Annotated in this window: 17 protein-coding genes; 13 read left to right on the top strand and 4 right to left on the bottom strand. The window is 60.0% G+C overall.

Annotation, left to right across the window (positions count from 1 at the left end; all coding sequences use genetic code 11):
• The first annotated feature begins 125 nt into the window (after positions 1–125).
• The 8 genes from FHT73_RS15945 (at position 126) to FHT73_RS15980 (ending at position 7,924) form a co-directional block, all read left to right on the top strand.
• A complete protein-coding gene (locus FHT73_RS15945) occupies positions 126–944 on the top strand; it encodes a sugar phosphate isomerase/epimerase family protein (RefSeq protein ID WP_183712879.1) in 819 nt (272 codons plus the stop codon).
• A 270-nt stretch (positions 945–1,214) separates the two neighbouring features.
• Positions 1,215–2,327, top strand: a complete 1,113-nt coding sequence (gene leuB, locus FHT73_RS15950) for a 3-isopropylmalate dehydrogenase (protein ID WP_183712881.1) — start codon at positions 1,215–1,217, stop codon at positions 2,325–2,327.
• Positions 2,328–2,527: 200 nt separating this feature from the next.
• Complete coding sequence (gene lpxE, locus FHT73_RS15955; RefSeq protein WP_112606908.1) at positions 2,528–3,292, top strand: lipid A 1-phosphatase LpxE; 765 nt, start codon at positions 2,528–2,530, stop codon at positions 3,290–3,292.
• Between the two features lie 152 nt (positions 3,293–3,444).
• Positions 3,445–3,699, top strand: coding sequence for a helix-turn-helix domain-containing protein (locus FHT73_RS15960; protein WP_083258232.1), 255 nt, complete (start codon positions 3,445–3,447; stop codon positions 3,697–3,699).
• A 157-nt stretch (positions 3,700–3,856) separates the two neighbouring features.
• Positions 3,857–4,606 carry a glucose 1-dehydrogenase gene (locus FHT73_RS15965; protein ID WP_183712885.1) on the top strand — a complete coding sequence of 250 codons (750 nt, stop codon included), beginning with the start codon at positions 3,857–3,859 and terminating at the stop codon, positions 4,604–4,606.
• Between the two features lie 299 nt (positions 4,607–4,905).
• Positions 4,906–5,415, top strand: a complete 510-nt coding sequence (locus tag FHT73_RS15970; protein WP_183712888.1) for a DNA starvation/stationary phase protection protein — start codon at positions 4,906–4,908, stop codon at positions 5,413–5,415.
• A gap of 369 nt (positions 5,416–5,784) precedes the next feature.
• The gene (locus tag FHT73_RS15975; RefSeq protein ID WP_112338628.1) at positions 5,785–6,819 is read left to right on the top strand and encodes an aspartate-semialdehyde dehydrogenase; all 1,035 of its coding nucleotides are present in this window, start codon (positions 5,785–5,787) and stop codon (positions 6,817–6,819) included.
• Positions 6,820–7,102: 283 nt separating this feature from the next.
• Positions 7,103–7,924 (top strand): lytic murein transglycosylase, encoded by an 822-nt coding sequence (locus FHT73_RS15980; RefSeq protein WP_112606912.1) that lies wholly within the window; start codon positions 7,103–7,105, stop codon positions 7,922–7,924.
• A gap of 112 nt (positions 7,925–8,036) precedes the next feature.
• On the opposite strand, the gene FHT73_RS15985 is transcribed toward FHT73_RS15980, so the two are convergent.
• Together FHT73_RS15985 and FHT73_RS15990 are read right to left on the bottom strand one after the other, a co-directional pair.
• Positions 8,037–8,678, bottom strand: a complete 642-nt coding sequence (locus FHT73_RS15985; protein WP_183712890.1) for a carbonic anhydrase — start codon at positions 8,676–8,678, stop codon at positions 8,037–8,039.
• Positions 8,679–8,776: 98 nt separating this feature from the next.
• The gene (locus FHT73_RS15990; protein ID WP_106999610.1) at positions 8,777–9,484 is read right to left on the bottom strand and encodes a DUF1013 domain-containing protein; all 708 of its coding nucleotides are present in this window, start codon (positions 9,482–9,484) and stop codon (positions 8,777–8,779) included.
• 224 nt (positions 9,485–9,708) lie between these two features.
• On the opposite strand from FHT73_RS15990, the gene acs reads away from it, so the two are divergent.
• Positions 9,709–11,667: an acetate--CoA ligase gene (acs, locus tag FHT73_RS15995; RefSeq protein WP_183712893.1), complete on the top strand. Its 1,959-nt coding sequence runs from the start codon at positions 9,709–9,711 to the stop codon at positions 11,665–11,667.
• A gap of 45 nt (positions 11,668–11,712) precedes the next feature.
• Here the strand turns inward: acs and FHT73_RS16000 are convergent, their stop codons facing one another.
• Positions 11,713–11,940, bottom strand: a complete 228-nt coding sequence (locus FHT73_RS16000) for a DUF1508 domain-containing protein (RefSeq protein ID WP_348648388.1) — start codon at positions 11,938–11,940, stop codon at positions 11,713–11,715.
• Positions 11,941–12,308: 368 nt separating this feature from the next.
• Entirely contained in the window at positions 12,309–12,536 is a 228-nt protein-coding gene (locus FHT73_RS16005) for a DUF1674 domain-containing protein (protein ID WP_112338663.1), read from the bottom strand.
• A 108-nt stretch (positions 12,537–12,644) separates the two neighbouring features.
• Between FHT73_RS16005 and htpX the strand changes: the two genes are divergently transcribed.
• The 4 genes from htpX (at position 12,645) to purH (ending at position 18,558) form a co-directional block, all read left to right on the top strand.
• Positions 12,645–13,643 carry a zinc metalloprotease HtpX gene (gene htpX / locus FHT73_RS16010; RefSeq protein WP_183712898.1) on the top strand — a complete coding sequence of 333 codons (999 nt, stop codon included), beginning with the start codon at positions 12,645–12,647 and terminating at the stop codon, positions 13,641–13,643.
• The gene (locus FHT73_RS16015) at positions 13,640–15,049 is read left to right on the top strand and encodes an RsmB/NOP family class I SAM-dependent RNA methyltransferase (RefSeq protein WP_183712901.1); all 1,410 of its coding nucleotides are present in this window, start codon (positions 13,640–13,642) and stop codon (positions 15,047–15,049) included. The genes htpX and FHT73_RS16015 overlap by 4 nt, the downstream gene beginning before the upstream one ends.
• 122 nt (positions 15,050–15,171) lie before the next feature.
• Positions 15,172–16,845: a heparinase II/III family protein gene (locus FHT73_RS16020; protein ID WP_183713025.1), complete on the top strand. Its 1,674-nt coding sequence runs from the start codon at positions 15,172–15,174 to the stop codon at positions 16,843–16,845.
• Positions 16,846–16,941: 96 nt separating this feature from the next.
• A complete protein-coding gene (gene purH / locus FHT73_RS16025) occupies positions 16,942–18,558 on the top strand; it encodes a bifunctional phosphoribosylaminoimidazolecarboxamide formyltransferase/IMP cyclohydrolase (protein WP_183712904.1) in 1,617 nt (538 codons plus the stop codon).
• Positions 18,559–18,564: the final 6 nt, after the last annotated feature.

Below are 18,564 nucleotides of genomic sequence, written 5' to 3' on the forward strand. Positions count from 1 at the left end.
GCTCAGACGCCGTCTTTCCCGCCCGCTGTAATATGATCGACAAGAAGGAGGTCCATACAGACCGCCGAGATCCTTCGGGCCGTCTCTCCCACCCTTAAATTTTCTCCACGCAATGGAGCCCCTTCATGACCTCCCTTCCCATTGTCGGCGCCGCCATGACGCTCGACGACGTCGAAATCCATCGCAACTGGCTGCTCGAAAAGCCGCGCGATCTGGAGCTGCAGAGCTTTGTCGAAGCCGAAATCCTGAACGGCGATTGGGCTCCGCTGGCCGAGCGCGCCCGCAAGCTGCTCGACGGCCATCAGGGTCGTCTCGGCATCCACGGTCCGTTCTGGGGCTTCGTCATCGCCTCGCAAGACCCGGACGTCCGCGCCGTCGTCTCCAAGCGCCTGCTGCAGGCGCTCGACGTCTGCGCCAATATCGGCGCCACGCAGATGGTCATCCATAGCCCCTATACGTCGTGGTCCTACAACAACCTCGACAACAACAAGGGCGAGCGCGAAAAGATCATCGAATACACGCATCTGACGCTGAAAGAAGCGGTCAAGCGCGCCGAAGACATCGGGCTCACCATGGTCATCGAGAACATCGAGGACAAGGATCCTCATATCCGCGTCGGCCTCGCCGACAGCTTCAATTCGACCGCCGTCGCCGTTTCGATCGACACCGGTCATGCCCATTACGCCCATGGCTATACGGGCGCTCCTCCTGTTGACTACTACGTCCATGCCGCCGGCAACCGCCTGCAGCATGTCCACCTGCAGGACGCCGACGGCTATGCCGACCGCCACTGGAGCCTCGGCGAAGGCAACATCCACTGGCGAGCCGTCTTTGCCGCCCTTGCCAAGCTTAACAGCAATCCGCGTCTGATCATCGAGATCAAGGACAAGTCGAAGATCCCGGCATCATCAGCCTATCTCGCTTCGCTCGGGCTGGCTGAGTAAGGTTCGGACATCCCTTCTCCCCTCGGGGAGAAGGTGCCCGGAGGGCGGATGAGGGGGCGGCACGAAGCTGCCGATACCAGATTTACCTAAAATCTCCGGTAACGCCCTCTCACCCCGCGCGTTCCGCGCGACCCTCTCCCCGCTGGGGCGAGGGTAGGCTTTCGGTCCAATACGCCCGAAAACCGTACCGTTTCGGCCTCTTCCTCGCTTGAAAAGCCGCATTTGGAAGTCTAAAAACCCCGCAACTTTTTCTTTCGCGGAGGCTTCCTCATGACAGTGCGCAATCTTTTCCTCCTGCCGGGTGACGGCATCGGCCCCGAGGCCATGGGTGAAGTTCGCAAGATCATCGCTTACATGAACGAGGCCAAGAACGCCGGCTTCGTCACCGACGAGGGCCTTGTCGGCGGCAGCGCCTATGATGCGCATGGCGCGGCGATCTCCGATGCCGACATGGCAAAGGCAATGGCGGCTGACGCCGTGCTCTTCGGCGCCGTCGGCGGCCCGAAGTGGGATGGCGTGCCTTACGAAGTACGTCCGGAAGCAGGCCTGCTGCGCCTGCGCAAGGATCTGCAGCTCTTCGCCAACCTGCGCCCGGCCATCTGCTATCCGGCACTGGCATCCGCTTCTTCGCTGAAGCCGGAGCTGGTCGAAGGTCTCGACATCCTCATCGTGCGCGAGCTCACCGGCGGCGTCTATTTCGGCGAGCCGAAGGAAATCATCGACCTCGGCAACGGCCAGAAGCGCGGTATCGACACCCAGGTTTACGACACCTACGAGATCGAGCGCATTGCCGGCGTCGCCTTCGAACTGGCGCGCACCCGCAACAACCGTGTCTGCTCGATGGAAAAGCGCAACGTCATGAAATCAGGCGTGCTCTGGAACCAGGTCGTTACCGCGACGCATAAGGAAAAATATTCCGACGTGCAGCTCGAGCACATGCTGGCCGATGCCGGCGGCATGCAGCTCGTGCGCCAGCCAAAGCAGTTCGACGTAATCGTCACCGACAACCTCTTCGGTGATATGCTCTCCGACGTCGCCGCCATGCTCACCGGCTCCCTCGGCATGCTGCCGTCCGCCTCACTCGGCGCCCCCGATGCAAAGACCGGCAAGCGCAAGGCTCTCTATGAACCCGTGCATGGCTCGGCCCCTGATATCGCCGGCAAGGGCATTGCCAATCCGATTGCCATGATCGCCTCCTTCGCCATGTGCCTGCGCTATTCCTTCGGCATGGTTGCCGAAGCCGATGCGCTGGAAAGGGCGATCGCCAACGTGCTCGACAGCGGCATCCGTACCGGCGACATCATGTCGCCAGGCAGCCGCCAGGTCGGCACCACCGAAATGGGTGACGCCATCCTTGCCGAATTCAAGGCTCTCTCCGCATAATCTCCGGCAGAAATCGCCTGATATATTTCACGTGAAACACGAAGCCCCATTCTGCGAGGAACGGGGCTTTTTCTTGTGAACGGGATGGGCGCGTCTCAGCTCGCGACCGCCGCGCAGGCCTTCGTCATCGATTTTTAGAAAAACTGTAACAACAACCTGCTATCGGTCGGATCGATTGGAAATCGACATAGGCATTGATTATGCAGGCGATCTTGACGTCTCTCGACAGGCGTTGGCGGCGAAGCGATGCAGCTTTTGCACCATCCCATTGGAAACTCTGCCTTTTTGTGACAGCCAATATTGTCCTTCTTTCCGCTCTCCTGTTCGATGGACCTGTCGGCGCCACCCTTAAAAGCCTATCGCCCTCCATTCGCTTCGTCGGTGGAATGCTGACCGATTTCGGCGATTCCGGATGGATCCTTCTCATCAGCGCCTTCCTGTTTTTCGAAGGTTGGGCAGGCAGCAAGCTGCTGCATTCGCAGCGCTGTCGCTGCCAGGCACTGCGCATCTGTCAGATCGGCGGCTATCTCCTGACAACCGTGGCGCTTTCAGGCATCCTCGCCAATTTGCTGAAGCGTGCCATCGGCCGCGCCCGCCCGACGCATTTTGCCGATTGGGGGCCTTTTGGCTTCTCGCCTTTTAATGGCCGTGCCAGCTTCGAAAGCTTCCCCTCCGGCCATGCGACCACCATCGGCGCCCTGTTCGTGGCGCTTGCCTTCCTGTTTCCGCGCTATCGCTATATCTTCGCTGCTTGCGCCCTATGGCTGGCGATCACCCGCGTCATGGTCGGCGCGCATTATCCGAGCGACGTCATGGCCGGCCTAGCGCTCGGCGGCTGGTTTTCCTTCATGATAGCCATCGTCTATTCACGCTACGGCCTGCTCTTCCGCATCGACGCCGCCGGTTGGCCGACGCCGCGCTTGCCGTTCTTCAAAAGCAGCAGGCTGCGCCAGACCGATTCCTGAGCCCGCCGCGGCTGCATCGCAAAGGTTGCCAAGGCTCTCGCGCATTCATATATCTGGCAGGATGGGGATGATCGAAGCCGGTCAACCCGATTTTGTTTCCGTTTGCGATGAACACCATGGATGCCGGGCCAATACGTTTGAGCGAAAGGCAGATGGGATTGATCTCCCGGGCACTTGCCGAGCCGCGACGCGTGCAGATCCTGAAGGAGATCGGCACACGGAGCGAACCCATGCCCTGCAGCCTCCTGAACGAGTGCCATGCCGTCAGCGCCGCGACAATGTCGCATCATATCAAGGAGCTGGAGAATGCCGGCCTTATCGAGATCCAGCGCGAAGGCAAATTCGCCAATCTCGTGCTGCGCCGCGATACTCTGAACGCCTATATGGCGGAACTTTCCAAGATCTGACGATTCCATCCACGCCATCAGCATTTCTTCTCACCGCTCTTGTATCAATTAGATGGTTATCTAAATATCAAAGTGACGGTGCGATCGGTTTTCGGGTCGCACGCGCCAAATGATTCGATGATTGTAAGACTGTCTAAGTTTTTCAAAGGAAAATGACATGAGCAAACTGGCAGGCAAGGTCGCGATCGTGACCGGAGCATCCAAGGGTATCGGCGCCGGCATCGCCAAGGCGATGGGCGAAGCGGGCGCGGCTGTTGTCGTCAACTACGCCTCGAGCCGAGAAGGCGCCGACAGGGTGGCAGCCGATATCACCGCCAAGGGCGGCAAGGCGCTCGCCGTCCACGGCGACGTTTCCAAGTCAGAGGACATCAAACGCCTCTTTGCAGAAGCGAAGCAGGCCTTCGGCCGCGTCGATATCCTCGTCAACAATGCCGGCGTCTATCAATTCGCCCCGATCGAGGAATTCACCGAGCAGGAATTCCATCGCCAGTTCAATATCAACGTCCTGGGCACATTGCTGGCTACGCAAGAGGCGGTGAAACAGTTCGGCCCTGAGGGCGGCAGCGTGATCAACATCGGCTCCAACGCCGTCAGCATGAACCTGGCGACTGCCTCCGTCTACACGGCGACCAAGGCCGCCGTCGATTCCATCACCAAGATCCTCGCCAAGGAACTCGGTCCACGCAATATCCGCGTCAACAATCTGGCACCGGGCGGTGTCGAGACCGAAGGCGTCGTTGCCGCAGGTATCATCGGCAGCGATTTTGAAAAGCATCTCGTCTCCCAGACACCTCTCGGCCGTCTCGGCCAGCCAACCGATATCGCCCCGGTCGCCGTCTTCCTCGCCTCGCAGGATGCCGCGTGGGTGACCGGCGAAACCCTCTATGTCGGTGGTGGCCTGAAGTAGCCGCTATTCGCGATACTGCCATCCGAGAGGAGGGCGGTTTGCCGGGCGCGACACAACCGCGCGCCCGGCCAATACATTAGCAAGCAATTGCCAAACCACCTCAATTTCCTATTTAATGAATATGTTCGGGTTTTCCGCCTAAGCATCGCAGTTGGCCATGCCGCGAAGCGACATTTCGACTGTGAAATTTCAAAACAATCCTGTCTTCAATGCGATCCCGCGCAGCAGCTGATGTCATCGAATCCCCCTAAAGATCCGCCGGCGATCGCTGTCGTGAACAACAAACGGAGGACGTCTTTATGAATACCGCCAACACCAAATCGAAATTGGGTACGCGCACCAATCTCAGCGAGGAGGCGACGCGCGATATTTCCGCGGCCTTGAGCGCCCTGCTGGCGGATGTCTTCGCCCTCTATCTGAAAACCAAGAATTTTCACTGGCATATGAGCGGACCGCATTTCCGCGATTATCACCTGCTTCTCGACGAACAGGGCGAACAGATTTTCGCAATGACCGACCCGATGGCCGAGCGTGCCAGGAAGCTCGGCGGAACGACCCTGCGGTCGATCGGGCAGATCGCCAAGCTGCAGCGCATCCCGGACAATGATGCCGAATATGTCGATCCACAGGACATGCTCGCCGAGCTGGCGGACGATAATCTGAAGCTTTCCGCCGAAATGCGGGCCGTCCACGACGTCTGCGACGAGTACGGCGATGTCGCCACAGCCAGCCTTCTGGAAAACTGGATTGACGAGACCGAGCGCCGCACCTGGTTCCTGTTTGAAACCACACGCAAGTCCAACCGCTGATACTGAAACGGCGCACCTTCGAACATGATGAAGGCCGGTTTCGACGCCTCCGATTTCCTCGCTCCGGCAACGATGCAAGCGAGGAAATCCTTGACTCCTGTGGAAAACATCTTAGAACCGGCGACGGAAAAGGAAGACTTCCATGGTTCGCTTCGAACAGCTCGATAGCTTCAGTCACCTGGCGCAATGTGCCGGGCGGGATGTCTATTTTCCGGTTTCTTCCAAAACCAAGGCCAAAACGACGACGAAAACCGTCTGACGTCTCTGGCCTGCCGCTCTCTCCCCGGCCCGGCCGGGGACAGGACCCGTCGCCGATGGCCGCGGTTCCCCCCTCGCCCAAGAGGAGAGAAGAGAAAGAGAGCTTGAGAAATGGGTTTCAAAGTTGCAGTAGCGGGCGCGACCGGGAATGTCGGCCGTGAAATGCTCAATATCCTCGCCGAACGCGGCTTTCCGGCCGATGAGGTCGTGGCACTCGCATCGGCCCGCTCGCAGGGAACCGAAGTGTCCTTCGGCGATCGGACGCTGAAGGTTTCCAACCTGGAGAATTACGATTTCTCCGACACAGACATCTGCCTGATGTCGGCCGGCGGCGACGTTTCCAAGAGGGTATCGCCGAAGATCGGCGCCCAGGGCTGCGTCGTCATCGACAACTCCTCCGCCTGGCGCTACGACGCCGACGTGCCGCTCATCGTTCCGGAAGTAAACCCGGATGCCATCACGCAGTTCACCAAGCGCAACATCATCGCCAACCCGAATTGCTCGACCGCGCAGCTCGTCGTGGCCCTGAAGCCGCTGCATGACTTCGCCAAGATCAAGCGCGTCGTCGTTTCCACCTACCAGTCGGTTTCCGGCGCCGGCAAGGACGGCATGGACGAGCTCTTCAACCAGACCCGCGCCGTCTTCGTCGCCGACCCGATCGAGAACAAGAAGTTCACCAAGCGCATCGCCTTCAACGTCATCCCGCACATCGATGTGTTCATGGAAGACGGCTACACCAAGGAAGAGTGGAAGGTGCTGGCCGAAACCAAGAAGATGCTCGACCCGAAGATCAAGGTCACCTGCACGGCTGTCCGCGTGCCTGTCTTCATCGGCCATTCGGAATCGGTCAACATCGAATTCGAGAACGAGATCACTGCCGATCAGGCCCGTGACATCCTTCGCGAAGCTCCGGGCTGCCTCGTCATCGACAAGCATGAGAACGGCGGCTACATCACGCCGTACGAATCCGCCGGCGAAGATGCGACCTATATTTCGCGCATCCGTGAAGACGCGACCGTCGAAAACGGCCTCAACCTGTGGGTCGTCTCCGACAACCTGCGCAAGGGCGCCGCGCTCAACGCCATTCAAATCGCCGAATTGCTCGTCAACCGTGGGCTGATCAAGCCGCGCAAGCAGGCTGCATAAGGATCTGTAAACCAATTTACGGTTTGTCAATCCTCATTGGGTAAGCAGGATAGAACAGAAGCCTCGCCATTTCGATAAACGGCGGGGCTTTTTTGAATGATTTTGGCGGCGATGTTTCAAATGCAACGAAAATATCACGCGCTAAAATATGATGACATGATGGCCGGATGCTGGCATGGTCCGGTGACGACTAAACGCGTGTGATCCCTTGGCTTCCAAGGGTTTGCGCGCCATTGAAAACGGTTACCGCGTTCGCATCGCGGTAAGAATTCGGGGACACTGAATGCGCTTCACAAAATCTGGAATGGCAGCTCTCGTGGCGGGCGGGTTGCTGCTGGGAATGCCGCTTGCGGCAAATGCCGCCTCTTGCGGTAACACTTCCGCCGGATTCGAGAACTGGGTGCAGGAATTCAAGCGGGAAGCGCAGGGACAGGGTGTCAGCCCATCCACCCTCGACAGGGCCTTCGCCGACGTTCATTACAACCAGCCCACCATCCGTGCCGACCGCGGCCAGAAGAGCTTCAAGCTTTCCTTTGAGGAATTCATGAAGAAGCGCGGGGGACAGACGATCATCAATCGTGGCAAGGGCATGAAGCAGGCCAATGCTGCACTGTTTGCCAAGATCGAGAAGCGTTTCGGCGTTCCCCCAGGCCCGATCATCGCGATCTGGGGCATGGAAACCGGCTTCGGCAGCTATATGGGCGACCAGCATACGCTTTCGGCGGTCTCAACCCTTGCTTATGATTGCCGTCGTTCCGCATTCTTTACCGAGCAGCTCTACGCCGCCCTGAAGCTCGTCGGCGAAGGCTATCTCAGCCCATCAGCCCGAGGCGCTGCCCATGGCGAAATCGGCCAGACGCAGTTCATGCCGAAGAACGTGGTCCTCTACGGCGTCGATGAAGATGGCAACGGCAGGGTCGATCTTGTGGGATCGCGAGCAGACGCACTCGCCTCGACCGCCAATTTCCTGCGCGGCCATGGCTGGCAGCCGGGCGCCGGATACCAGCCCGGCGAGCCCAATTTCTCCGCTATAGCCGGCTGGAACGACGCAAAGGTCTATCAGCAGGCAATCGCCTATATCGGCCAACAGATCGACGGCAAGTAAGTCTGATCTCATGAATCAAAAAAGGCGCTGCGACCAGATGGTCCGCAGCGCCTTTTTCGTCTGATCCACCTGCCGCCCCATCAGGCGGCCAGTCCTTTAAACCTCAAGCCCCTTAAATCTCAGGGCGGATGAAATCGCGCGTCGCCGGGTCCATGACCCAGAGTTCGCCGGTCGAAATATCGAACCAGGCACCGTGCAGATTAAGCTTGCCTTCTTCCTCGCGCGCCTTGATTTCCGGAAAACTGCGGAGATTGTCGAGCGAATTGCGGATCGAGATGCGCTCCAGAGCCGTCTGACGCTCGGTCTGCGTCATGATGTCGTTGCTCTGGATCTGCTCGGCCGCCGGCTTCAGCAATCCCATCCATCGGCCGATAAAATCACCCGGCGATAGTGGTTCGGCATTGGGGTCAAGCGCGGCGCGGATACCCCCGCAGCGGCCGTGACCCATGACGACGATATCCGACACTTTCAGCGACAAAACCGCGAATTCGAGCGCTGCCGAAGTCGCATGGAAATTGCTGTCCGGCTCGTAGGGCGGCACCATATTGGCGACGTTACGGATGACGAAGAGCTCGCCAGGCCCCGCGTCGAAGATGATCTCCGGCGCCGAGCGGGAGTCACTACAGGCAATCACGAGGGTCGATGGGTTTTGGCCGAGCTCGGCGAGAGTGCGGTAGCGTTCGCGCTCATCGACGTAACGCCCGCTCATGAAGTTGCGATAACCGTTCAGAAGGGTGTCGGGAAAGCTTTTCATGATATTGGATTACCCCGCACTTCGGCCGATGGCAACCGTTTCACCGCAAAAAGCCCCGGTCGAAAGCCGGGGCTTTGCAACAATCCGATCGTGGGATCTTAGAACTGGTCGTCGTCTTCGTCGTCGCGGCTGGTCGACTTCAGCGACTTCAGCTTAGCGAAAACGGCGTCGGCATCGATTTCCTTTTCCTTCTCTTCTTCACGCTCATAGCTGAAGCCGAGCTTTTCGGTTTCCTGAGCCGGCTGCAGGGTAGCGCCGAGCTCGGCGGCGGTCGGCAGCGGACGGCCCTTGGAGGCCTTTTCGACTTCCATGTCGAGGTCGATCTGGCTGCAGAGGCCGAGCGTGACCGGGTCCATCGGTGTCAGATTGGCTGCGTTCCAGTGCGTGCGGTCGCGGATCTGCTCGATCGTCGACTTGGTGGTGCCGACCAGGCGGGAAATCTGCGCATCCTTCAGTTCCGGATGGTTGCGCACCAGCCACAGGATGGCGTTCGGGCGATCCTGGCGCTTGGAGACCGGCGTGTAACGCGGGCCGCGGCGCTTGGATTCCGGCACGCGGACCTTCGGCTCGGAAAGCTTCAGCTTGTGGTTCGGGTTGGCTTCGGCGCGGGCGATTTCGTCGCGGGTCAGCTGACCGGTCGAGATCGGGTCGAGGCCCTTGATGCCCTGTGCTGCTTCGCCGTCGGCAATGGCCTTCACTTCGAGCGGATGCAGCTTGCAGAACTGCGCGATCTGGTCGAATGACAAGGCCGTATTGTCGACAAGCCAGATGGCAGTTGCCTTCGGCATGAGCAATTGTTGAGCCATGGATATAGTCCTTCTGTCAGTCCGCGCCGGTGTCGCGGTCCGGGGTGTAACACCACATTGTCCGGGAAATACGGCCCTATATAGCGATAGTGTCGCGTAATTGCAATTCTTTGCGCATGAAATGCACTTTGTCCAATTGCTGTCGTAGTTTGACCTGCTATTTATTGCACGGAAAGAGCACTCACAACGACAAATCGGAGTGCAAGGGAGTTGAGGAGGAAGTGATGTCGGAGAAGGTTCATCCTGTGACGAAGGCGGCCAAGGCGCATGCTTTGATCGACAAGGCGAAGTACCAGAAATGGTATGAGCAGAGTGTTCAGGATCCCGACAAGTTCTGGGGCAAGCACGGCAAGCGCATCGACTGGTTCAAGCCCTTCACCAAGGTGAAGAACACGTCGTTCACCGGCAAGGTCTCGATCAAATGGTTCGAGGATGGCGTCACCAACGTCTCTTATAATTGCATCGACCGCCATCTGAAGAAGCACGGCGATCGCGTCGCCTTCATCTGGGAAGGCGACAATCCCTATATCGACAAGAAGATCACCTATAACGAGCTTTACGACCGAGTCTGCCGGCTGGCGAATGTGCTCAAAAAACACGGCGTCAAAAAGGGCGACCGCGTCACCATCTACATGCCGATGATCCCGGAAGCCGCCTATGCGATGCTCGCCTGCGCCCGCATCGGCGCGGTGCATTCGGTCGTCTTCGGCGGCTTCTCGCCGGAAGCGCTTGCCGGCCGCATCGTCGACTGCGCCTCGAGCGTCGTCATCACCTGCGATGAAGGTGTGCGTGGCGGCAAGTCGATCCCGCTCAAGGAAAACACCGATAAGGCCGCTCAGATCGCCGCGAAGCAAGAGGTCGCGGTCAAGACGGTGATCGCCGTGCGCCGCACCGGCGGCAAGGTCGGCTGGGAGCACGGCCGCGACGTCTGGTATCACGAGGAAATCGCCAAGGTGAAGGCGGATTGCCCGCCGGTGAAGATGAAGGCGGAAGACCCGCTCTTCATTCTCTACACCTCCGGCTCAACCGGTAAGCCGAAGGGCGTGCTGCACACGACGGCCGGCTATCTCGTCTATGCAGCGATGACGCATGAATATGTATTCGACTATCACCCCGGCGATATCTACTGGTGCACGGCCGATGTCGGCTGGGTGACCGGCCATTCCTATATCGTCTACGGGCCGCTTGCGAATGCCGCGACCTCGCTGATGTTCGAAGGCGTGCCGAACTACCCGGACCAGGGCCGCTTCTGGGATGTCATCGACAAGCATAAGGTCAATATCTTCTACACCGCGCCGACAGCGATCCGCTCGCTGATGGGCGCCGGCGATCATTTCGTCAAGCGCGCCTCGCGCTCCAGCCTGCGTATCCTTGGCACGGTCGGCGAGCCCATCAATCCGGAAGCCTGGGAATGGTATTACAAGGTGGTCGGCGACAGCCGCTGCCCGATCGTCGATACCTGGTGGCAGACGGAAACCGGCGGCCACATGATCACGCCGCTTCCGGGCGCAACCGACCTGAAGGCGGGCTCCGCCACCTTGCCCTTCTTCGGCGTGCAGCCTGAGCTGGTCGACAATGAAGGCAATGTGCTGGAAGGGGCGGCCGACGGCAATCTCGTCATCGCCGACAGCTGGCCCGGCCAGATGCGCACTGTCTATGGCGACCATGAGCGCTTCATCCAGACCTACTTCTCCACCTACAAGGGCAAGTATTTCACCGGCGACGGCTGCCGCCGAGACGAGGACGGCTACTATTGGATCACCGGCCGCGTCGATGACGTGCTCAACGTCTCTGGCCACCGCCTCGGCACGGCCGAAGTGGAATCGGCGCTGGTGTCGCACAAACATGTCTCGGAAGCCGCCGTCGTCGGGTATCCGCATTCCATCAAAGGCCAGGGCATTTATTGCTATGTAACACTGATGGTCGGGATGGAAGGCACCGAAGCGCTGCGGCAGGAGCTGGTAAAGCATGTGCGCACCGAAATCGGCCCGATCGCCTCGCCGGACAAGATCCAGTTCACGCCCGGCCTGCCGAAAACCCGCTCCGGCAAAATCATGCGCCGCATCCTGCGCAAGATCGCCGAGGACGATTTCGGCGCGCTTGGCGATACCTCGACGCTCGCCGATCCGGCCGTCGTCGATGATCTGATCGCCAACAGGCAGAACAAGCCGGACGCGGCTTAAAACTAAAAACGCCGCGTCGTTCCAGCGACGCAGCGTCTATATTGCTTAGGCGGCGTTTACGAGATCCACCGGCAACCATACTGGGCTGCCTGAAGAGCCCTTCATTATATCGATGCTACGCTCGCAGTCGGTGCGCTTTATGTACCCTTCGCTACTTACGGCAATAGTTTTGCCGTTAGAAGCTTCATAGGTCCAACGCCATTCATTGCGATTATCTTTATACATCCAATAGGATGGGTAGGTGCGTGTTGCCATTATCTGGCATCCTTTCATTTAAAAAAGATGTCAGGGTTGACCGCGGCAGAATTTTCTGACTCAATACTAATGCAATGTATACCGCGCCCGCGCCCTGACATCAGTCATTGCGGGATGCAAACAATTGAAGCCGTCACTTTCCTTGGCCGGGGGTGGCGGCTTTGTTGTTTGCACCAGTAAATTAACTGGAATTCATCGTGGTGAGTCAAGATGACGCTAAATAACGAATTTCCGGATCAGTGATTATTTCAGAAATAACATAATTATATCAGCGTATTAATGTTTAATGATGCCCTGTGAATCATTTCAACATAGATACCAGATATGGTGCTGTCCAAATGGTTACTTGGTCCGGTGATTCGGATGTCTCAAATGATTCGGGTGTCTCAAAAATCGATCGCCCGACCGTTGATCTCCCAATCGCCGAAGCGCGCGGGGTCGGCGCCGCCGCGGCCGCCGATTTCGGGGGGAAGTTCGGCCTGTGCTTGAGCTTCCTGCGCCTTGCGGCGTTCCTCAGCTTCGGCGAGCGCTCGCTTGGCCGCAGGCGAGAGCGGCTTGCGCGTGATTTCACCGGTTTCGGTGTCGAGTTTATTGTCGTTATCGGCTGTCTGCATGATCTGATCGGTCCGGAACCGTTGAATTAGGCGGAGGAATAGCCAAATCATAGTGCGTCCGGCCGCAAAGAAAAAGGTTCGGACGCCAGATGTGTTGGAGACCTTTCGATGAATCTCATGCGTACCGCGATGCTGCTTGCCTTCATGACCGCCCTGTTCATGGGCGTCGGCTATCTGATCGGCGGTCAATCGGGCATGCTGATCGCATTGGTCGCCGCCGCTGGCATGAATTTCTTTTCCTACTGGAATTCGGACCGGATGGTGCTCTCCACCTACGGAGCGCAGGAGGTAGACGAGCGCAGCGCGCCGGAATTCTACCGTATCGTCCGAGATCTCGCCCGCAATGCCGGCCTGCCGATGCCGAAGGTCTATCTCTATGACAGTCCGCAGCCGAATGCTTTCGCGACAGGCCGCAATCCGGAAAACGCCGCCGTTGCCGCTTCCACCGGCCTGCTGCACGCGCTGACGCCGGAGGAAGTGGCCGGCGTGATGGCCCACGAACTTGCCCACGTCCAGAACCGCGACACGCTGACCATGACGATCACCGCGACCCTTGCCGGCGCCATCTCAATGCTTGGCAATTTCGCTTTCTTCTTCGGCGGCCGTCGCGACAACAACAATCCGCTCGGCATGGTCGGCGTTCTCGTCGCCATGATCGTCGCTCCGCTGGCTGCCATGCTGGTGCAGATGGCGATCAGCCGTACGCGCGAATATTCGGCCGACCGCCGCGGCGCCGAAATCTGCGGCAATCCGCTCTGGCTCGCCTCCGCCCTCGGCAAGATCGCCCGCGGTGCGGCGCATATTCCGAACGAAGAGGCCGAAGGCCATCCGGCGACCGCGCATATGTTCATCATCAATCCGCTCTCCGGCGAGCGCATGGACAACCTGTTTTCCACCCACCCGAACACGGAAAACCGCATCGCCGCGCTGCATGAACTGGCCCGTTACGGCGATGGTGGCGCCTCGCCGATGACGCCGTCTTCTGGCCCATCTTCCGACTTTGCCTCGACGGGACCGTCCTTCACTGCTAATCCGGGGCGCAAATCGCGCTCCGTACCGAATACGGGTCGCGGTGGTTCGCAACCGCCGAAGGGTCCCTGGTCTTGAGTTCTGACACGAAAAACAACGCTTCCAACAGAGACGGAAAACGATCGGGCAAGCCGCCGCAGCCAACGCGACAGCCTGATACGTCACCGCCGAAGCCGGGCCTTGCGGCCCGCGCGGCTGCGTCGAAGATCCTGGGAGCCGTGCTCGACCGCAAAACCTCGCTCGACGGCATGCTGGATGTCGAAGGCGGCAGCGCCGCCTATATGACGCTCAGTGATGGCGACCGGGCTTTGGTGCGAGCCATTTTGAATAGCGCGTTGCGCCACCTGCCGCGCATCGAGGCGGCGATATCGTCGCTGCTGGATTCGCCGCTGCCGGAAGGCGCCCGCGCCCTGCATCACGTGCTTGTCGTCGGTGCGACGCAGATCCTTTATCTCGACGTGCCGGATCACTCCGCCGTCGATCTTGCCGTTGAGCAGGCCAACCGCGATCCCCGCAACCGCCGCTTCGCCAAGCTGGTCAACGCGATCCTCCGCCGCATTGGCCGCGAGAAGCAGGAGATTCTTGAGCAAATCGCGAAGGTGCCGGCCATGCCGGCCTGGTTCCTGTCTCGCCTGGAAGCTGCCTATGGCGGCCCTGCGGCGCTCAGGATCTCCAACACGCAGCTCGAGCCGGCGGCGATCGACCTCACGGTCAAATCCGATCCTGAGGGCTGGGCAAAACGCCTGAATGGCGTAGTGCTGCCGACCGGGGGGGTAAGGCTTGCCGCGTTCGAAGGGTCCATTCCCTCGCTGGAGGGTTTCGATGACGGCGAGTGGTGGGTTCAGGATGCTGCCGCCAGCATTCCGGCAAAGCTCTTCGGTTCGCTGGTCGGCAAGCGCGTGGTGGATCTCTGCGCAGCGCCCGGCGGCAAGACGGCGCAGCTCATTCTCGCCGGCGCCAAGGTGACGGCTCTCGATCAATCCGCCAATCGCCTGAAGAGACTGTCCGGCAATCTGGCGCGCCTAGGCTTCGAGGCCGAAACCGTCGTTGCCGATATGAGCAAATACCAGCCCGAAGAGCTTTTCGACGCCGCTCTGCTCGACGCTCCCTGCTCCTCGACAGGAACGACGCGCCGCCATCCGGACGTGCTCTGGACCAAGGGGCCGGAGGATATCGCCAAGCTCGCCGCTCTGCAGGAGCGCCTGCTTCGCCATGCCCTGACATTGGTCAAGCCGGGCGGCGTGGTGGTGTTTTCCAACTGCTCGCTCGATCCCGAAGAGGGTGAGGATCTGGTCGCGCGTCTGCTGGCAGACACGCAGAATGTCGAACGAGTCCCGGTCGCAGCGGGCGATTGGCCGGGTCTGGAAGCGGCGATATCGGCGCTTGGCGCCTTCCGCACCACGCCGGACATGCTGCCGCTTTCCGATGGCTTTGCTTCCGGTCTCGATGGCTTCTTTGCCGTCGTGCTTCGCCGCACCTATTAATCTCCGCCTCGAATCGTTTTTACCGGGCGGTTAAAAAACCGGCGAATATGTCCCTAATTGATATATTTGTAACCTCTTTTTAACCACGGCCAATGAGAGTAAGCAGAAGCACATATGCAGTTCTGCGGCAGGGTTTTGTGAGTTCATATATGCGGGAAGCATGGCGGCGGATGTCCCGCCGCGCGGCGTTGACGCGATTGCGTCTCACCCGCCACACGATGCGTGTGCCGGAACGCCTGATCGTGGCACCCACCGATCTGCGCAGCGTCGATCCCTTTTTCGTCGAAGAACTTCTGAACGGCCGCATCCTGCTGGCTGGACGGGTCTTGGAAACACAGGGCGAATCGCCTTTTTCACTCGAATTGCCATCGCTGGCCTTTGCCGCCCGACTGCACAATTTTCGCTGGCTGCGGCATTTGCGAGCGGAAAAGAGCGATCAGGCCTCATCCGCGGCGCGATCGATCCTCACCGACTGGATTGCCGTTCACGGCCGCCGGCTGCATGGCCTTGCCTGGTCGCCCGATATAGCGGCGCAGCGCCTGATCGCGCTTCTGTCGCATTCGCCCGTGCTTCTGCAGGGCACGGATAGCGGTTTTTACCGCCGTTTCATGCGCATGCTGGTTTTCCACGTGCGCTTTCTGCGCCGGACCGTTGCGTCGTCACCGGATGGCATCACCCGGTTTCGTGTGCGCATCGCGCTTGCCATGGCCTCGGTCGCCATGCCGAGCAGTTCGCTGACGCTGAAGCGGGCGGGGCAGGCGCTCGACCGGGAGATAGACCGGCAAATCCTGCAGGATGGGGGCCACATTTCCCGCAATCCGCGCGCATCGCTGGAGCTGCTGCTCGATCTGCTGCCGCTGCGCCAGACCTATGTCAATCTCGGCCACGACGTGCCGGTGCGGCTGATCCCTGGCATCGATCGCATGTATCCGGCACTGCGCTTCTTCCGCCACCAGGATGGCGATCTGGCCCTGTTCAACGGCGCGACATCGACGCTCGCCAACGAGCTAATGTCGGTGCTGCGCTATGACGAGACGGCCGGTCAGGCCTTCAAGGCGCTGCCGCATACCAGATATCACCGGCTGGCGGCCGGTTCGGCCGTTGTCATCATCGATGCCGGGGCTGCGGCTTCAACGGATCTCAGCCGCACTGCGCATGCCGGCTGTCTCTCCTTCGAGATGTCGTCGGGCAAGACGCGCTTCATCATCAATTCCGGCGCGCCCGAATTCGCAGGCGATCGCTTCATGCAGGCGGCGCGGGCGACTGCGGCGCATTCCACCGTCACGCTCAATGACACCTCCTCCTGCCAGTTTTCCAAATCGAAATCGCTTGGGCCAATCATGGTCAGCGGCATCAAGAAGGTCATCGTCGAGCGGGCCGAGACCGAAGACGGGCGCGACTATGTGCGCGCCGCGCATGATGGCTATGTCTCCACCTTCGGCTATGTCCATGAGCGGGAAATCAGCCTCAATGCCAGCGGCACGATCGTCGCCGGCCGCGATCGCTTCTTCGTGCCCGAGGGCAAGAAGAACAAGCCGAAGGGTCAGGGCATTGCTTCGGCCCGCTTCCATATCCACCCTTCCATCAGCCTTTTGCAGACGGAAACGGATTCCGCGCTGCTGATCGCGCCGGACGGAGAAACCTGGGTCTTCTCCTCGCCCGGCAACGAGGTGCTTGTGGCGGAGGATATCTTCTTTGCCGATCCCTCGGGTATGCGCTCTTCCGATCAGCTCGAGATCGTCTTCCGGATCACGGAAAAGCCGGAAATCCGCTGGTTTTTATCGCATCGGCCATAGGCTAAGCGCGTGAGCTATGCTAACGGGGCGGCATTATCCGTCCCGCGCCCTTTTTGCCGGACGCCACATCTCCCTATGCTAGACAGGAGAAAGCCCATGGCCGTCGTTTCCAAGAAAATTCCCGCTCCCGACAAGGTGAAGGTGAAAACCGCACTTCTGTCCGTTTTCGACAAGACTGGCATCGTCGAGTTGGCGCGTGCGCTCAGCGAACAGGGCGTGCGCCTGCTATCGACCGGCGGCACACACAAGGCGATTGCTGCGGCTGGCCTTGCTGTGACCGACGTGTCGGAAGTGACGAATTTTCCGGAGATCATGGACGGCCGCGTCAAGACGCTGCATCCGAAGGTGCATGGCGGCCTGCTGGCCATCCGTGACGATACCGAGCATCAGGCTGCGATGAAGGAGCACGGTATCGAGGGCATCGATCTTGCCGTCATCAACCTCTATCCCTTCGAGGACGTGCGCAAGGCGGGCGGCGACTATCCGACGACGGTGGAGAATATCGACATTGGCGGCCCGGCGATGATCCGTGCTTCGGCCAAGAACCATGCCTATGTGACGACGCTCACCGATCCCGCCGATTATACCGAGCTGCTGGCACAGCTTTCCGCCGATGCAGGCCAGACGACCTATGATTTCCGCAAGCGCATGGCCGCCAAGGCCTTTGCCCGCACCGCTGCCTATGACGCGATGATCTCCAACTGGTTTGCCGAAGCGCTCGATATTGCCACGCCACGCCATCGCGTCATCGGCGGGGTTCTGCGCGAGGAAATGCGCTATGGCGAAAACCCGCACCAGAAGGCGGCGTTCTACCTGACCGGCGAAAACCGCCCCGGCGTTTCCACGGCAACGCTCATCCAGGGCAAGCAACTATCTTACAACAACATCAACGACACCGACGCCGCCTATGAGCTCGTCGCCGAATTCCTGCCGGAAAAAGGTCCGGCCTGCGCGATCATCAAGCATGCTAACCCTTGCGGCGTCGCCACCGGCCCGAGCCTTGTCGAAGCCTACAAGCGCGCGCTCGCCTGCGATTCCACCTCTGCCTTCGGCGGCATCATCGCACTGAACACCCTGCTCGACGCCGCAACGGCGGAAGAGATCGTCAAGCTCTTCACCGAGGTCATCATTGCGCCTGACGTCACCGAGGAAGCCAAGGCGATCATCGCCCGCAAGCCGAATCTCCGCCTCCTCTCGGTTGGCGCCCTGCCCGATCCGCGTGCAGCTGGCCTTACCGCCAAGACCGTCTCGGGCGGCCTGCTCGTGCAGAACCGCGACAACGCGCTGGTCGAGGATATGGAGCTCAAGGTTGTCACCAAGCGCGCGCCGACGGCGCAGGAGCTGGAAGACATGAAGTTCGCCTTCCGCGTCGCCAAGCACGTGAAGTCGAATGCTGTTGTTTACGCCAAGGACGGCCAGACGGCCGGCATCGGCGCGGGGCAGATGAGCCGTGTCGATTCCGCCCGGATCGCCGCCATCAAGGCCGAGGAAGCCGCCAAGGCCATGGGGCTCGCCGAGCCGCTGACGCGCGGCTCCGCCGTCGCTTCCGAAGCCTTCCTGCCTTTTGCCGACGGTCTGCTCTCGGCAATCGCGGCGGGCGCTACGGCCGTCATCCAGCCCGGCGGCTCGATGCGCGACCAGGAAGTGATCGACGCGGCCAACGAGCACAATGTCGCAATGGTCTTCACCGGCGTGCGCCATTTCCGCCATTGATCGGCG

The sequence above is a fragment of the Rhizobium sp. BK098 genome, assembly GCF_014193155.1.
In the GTDB taxonomy this organism is placed as follows: domain Bacteria; phylum Pseudomonadota; class Alphaproteobacteria; order Rhizobiales; family Rhizobiaceae; genus Rhizobium.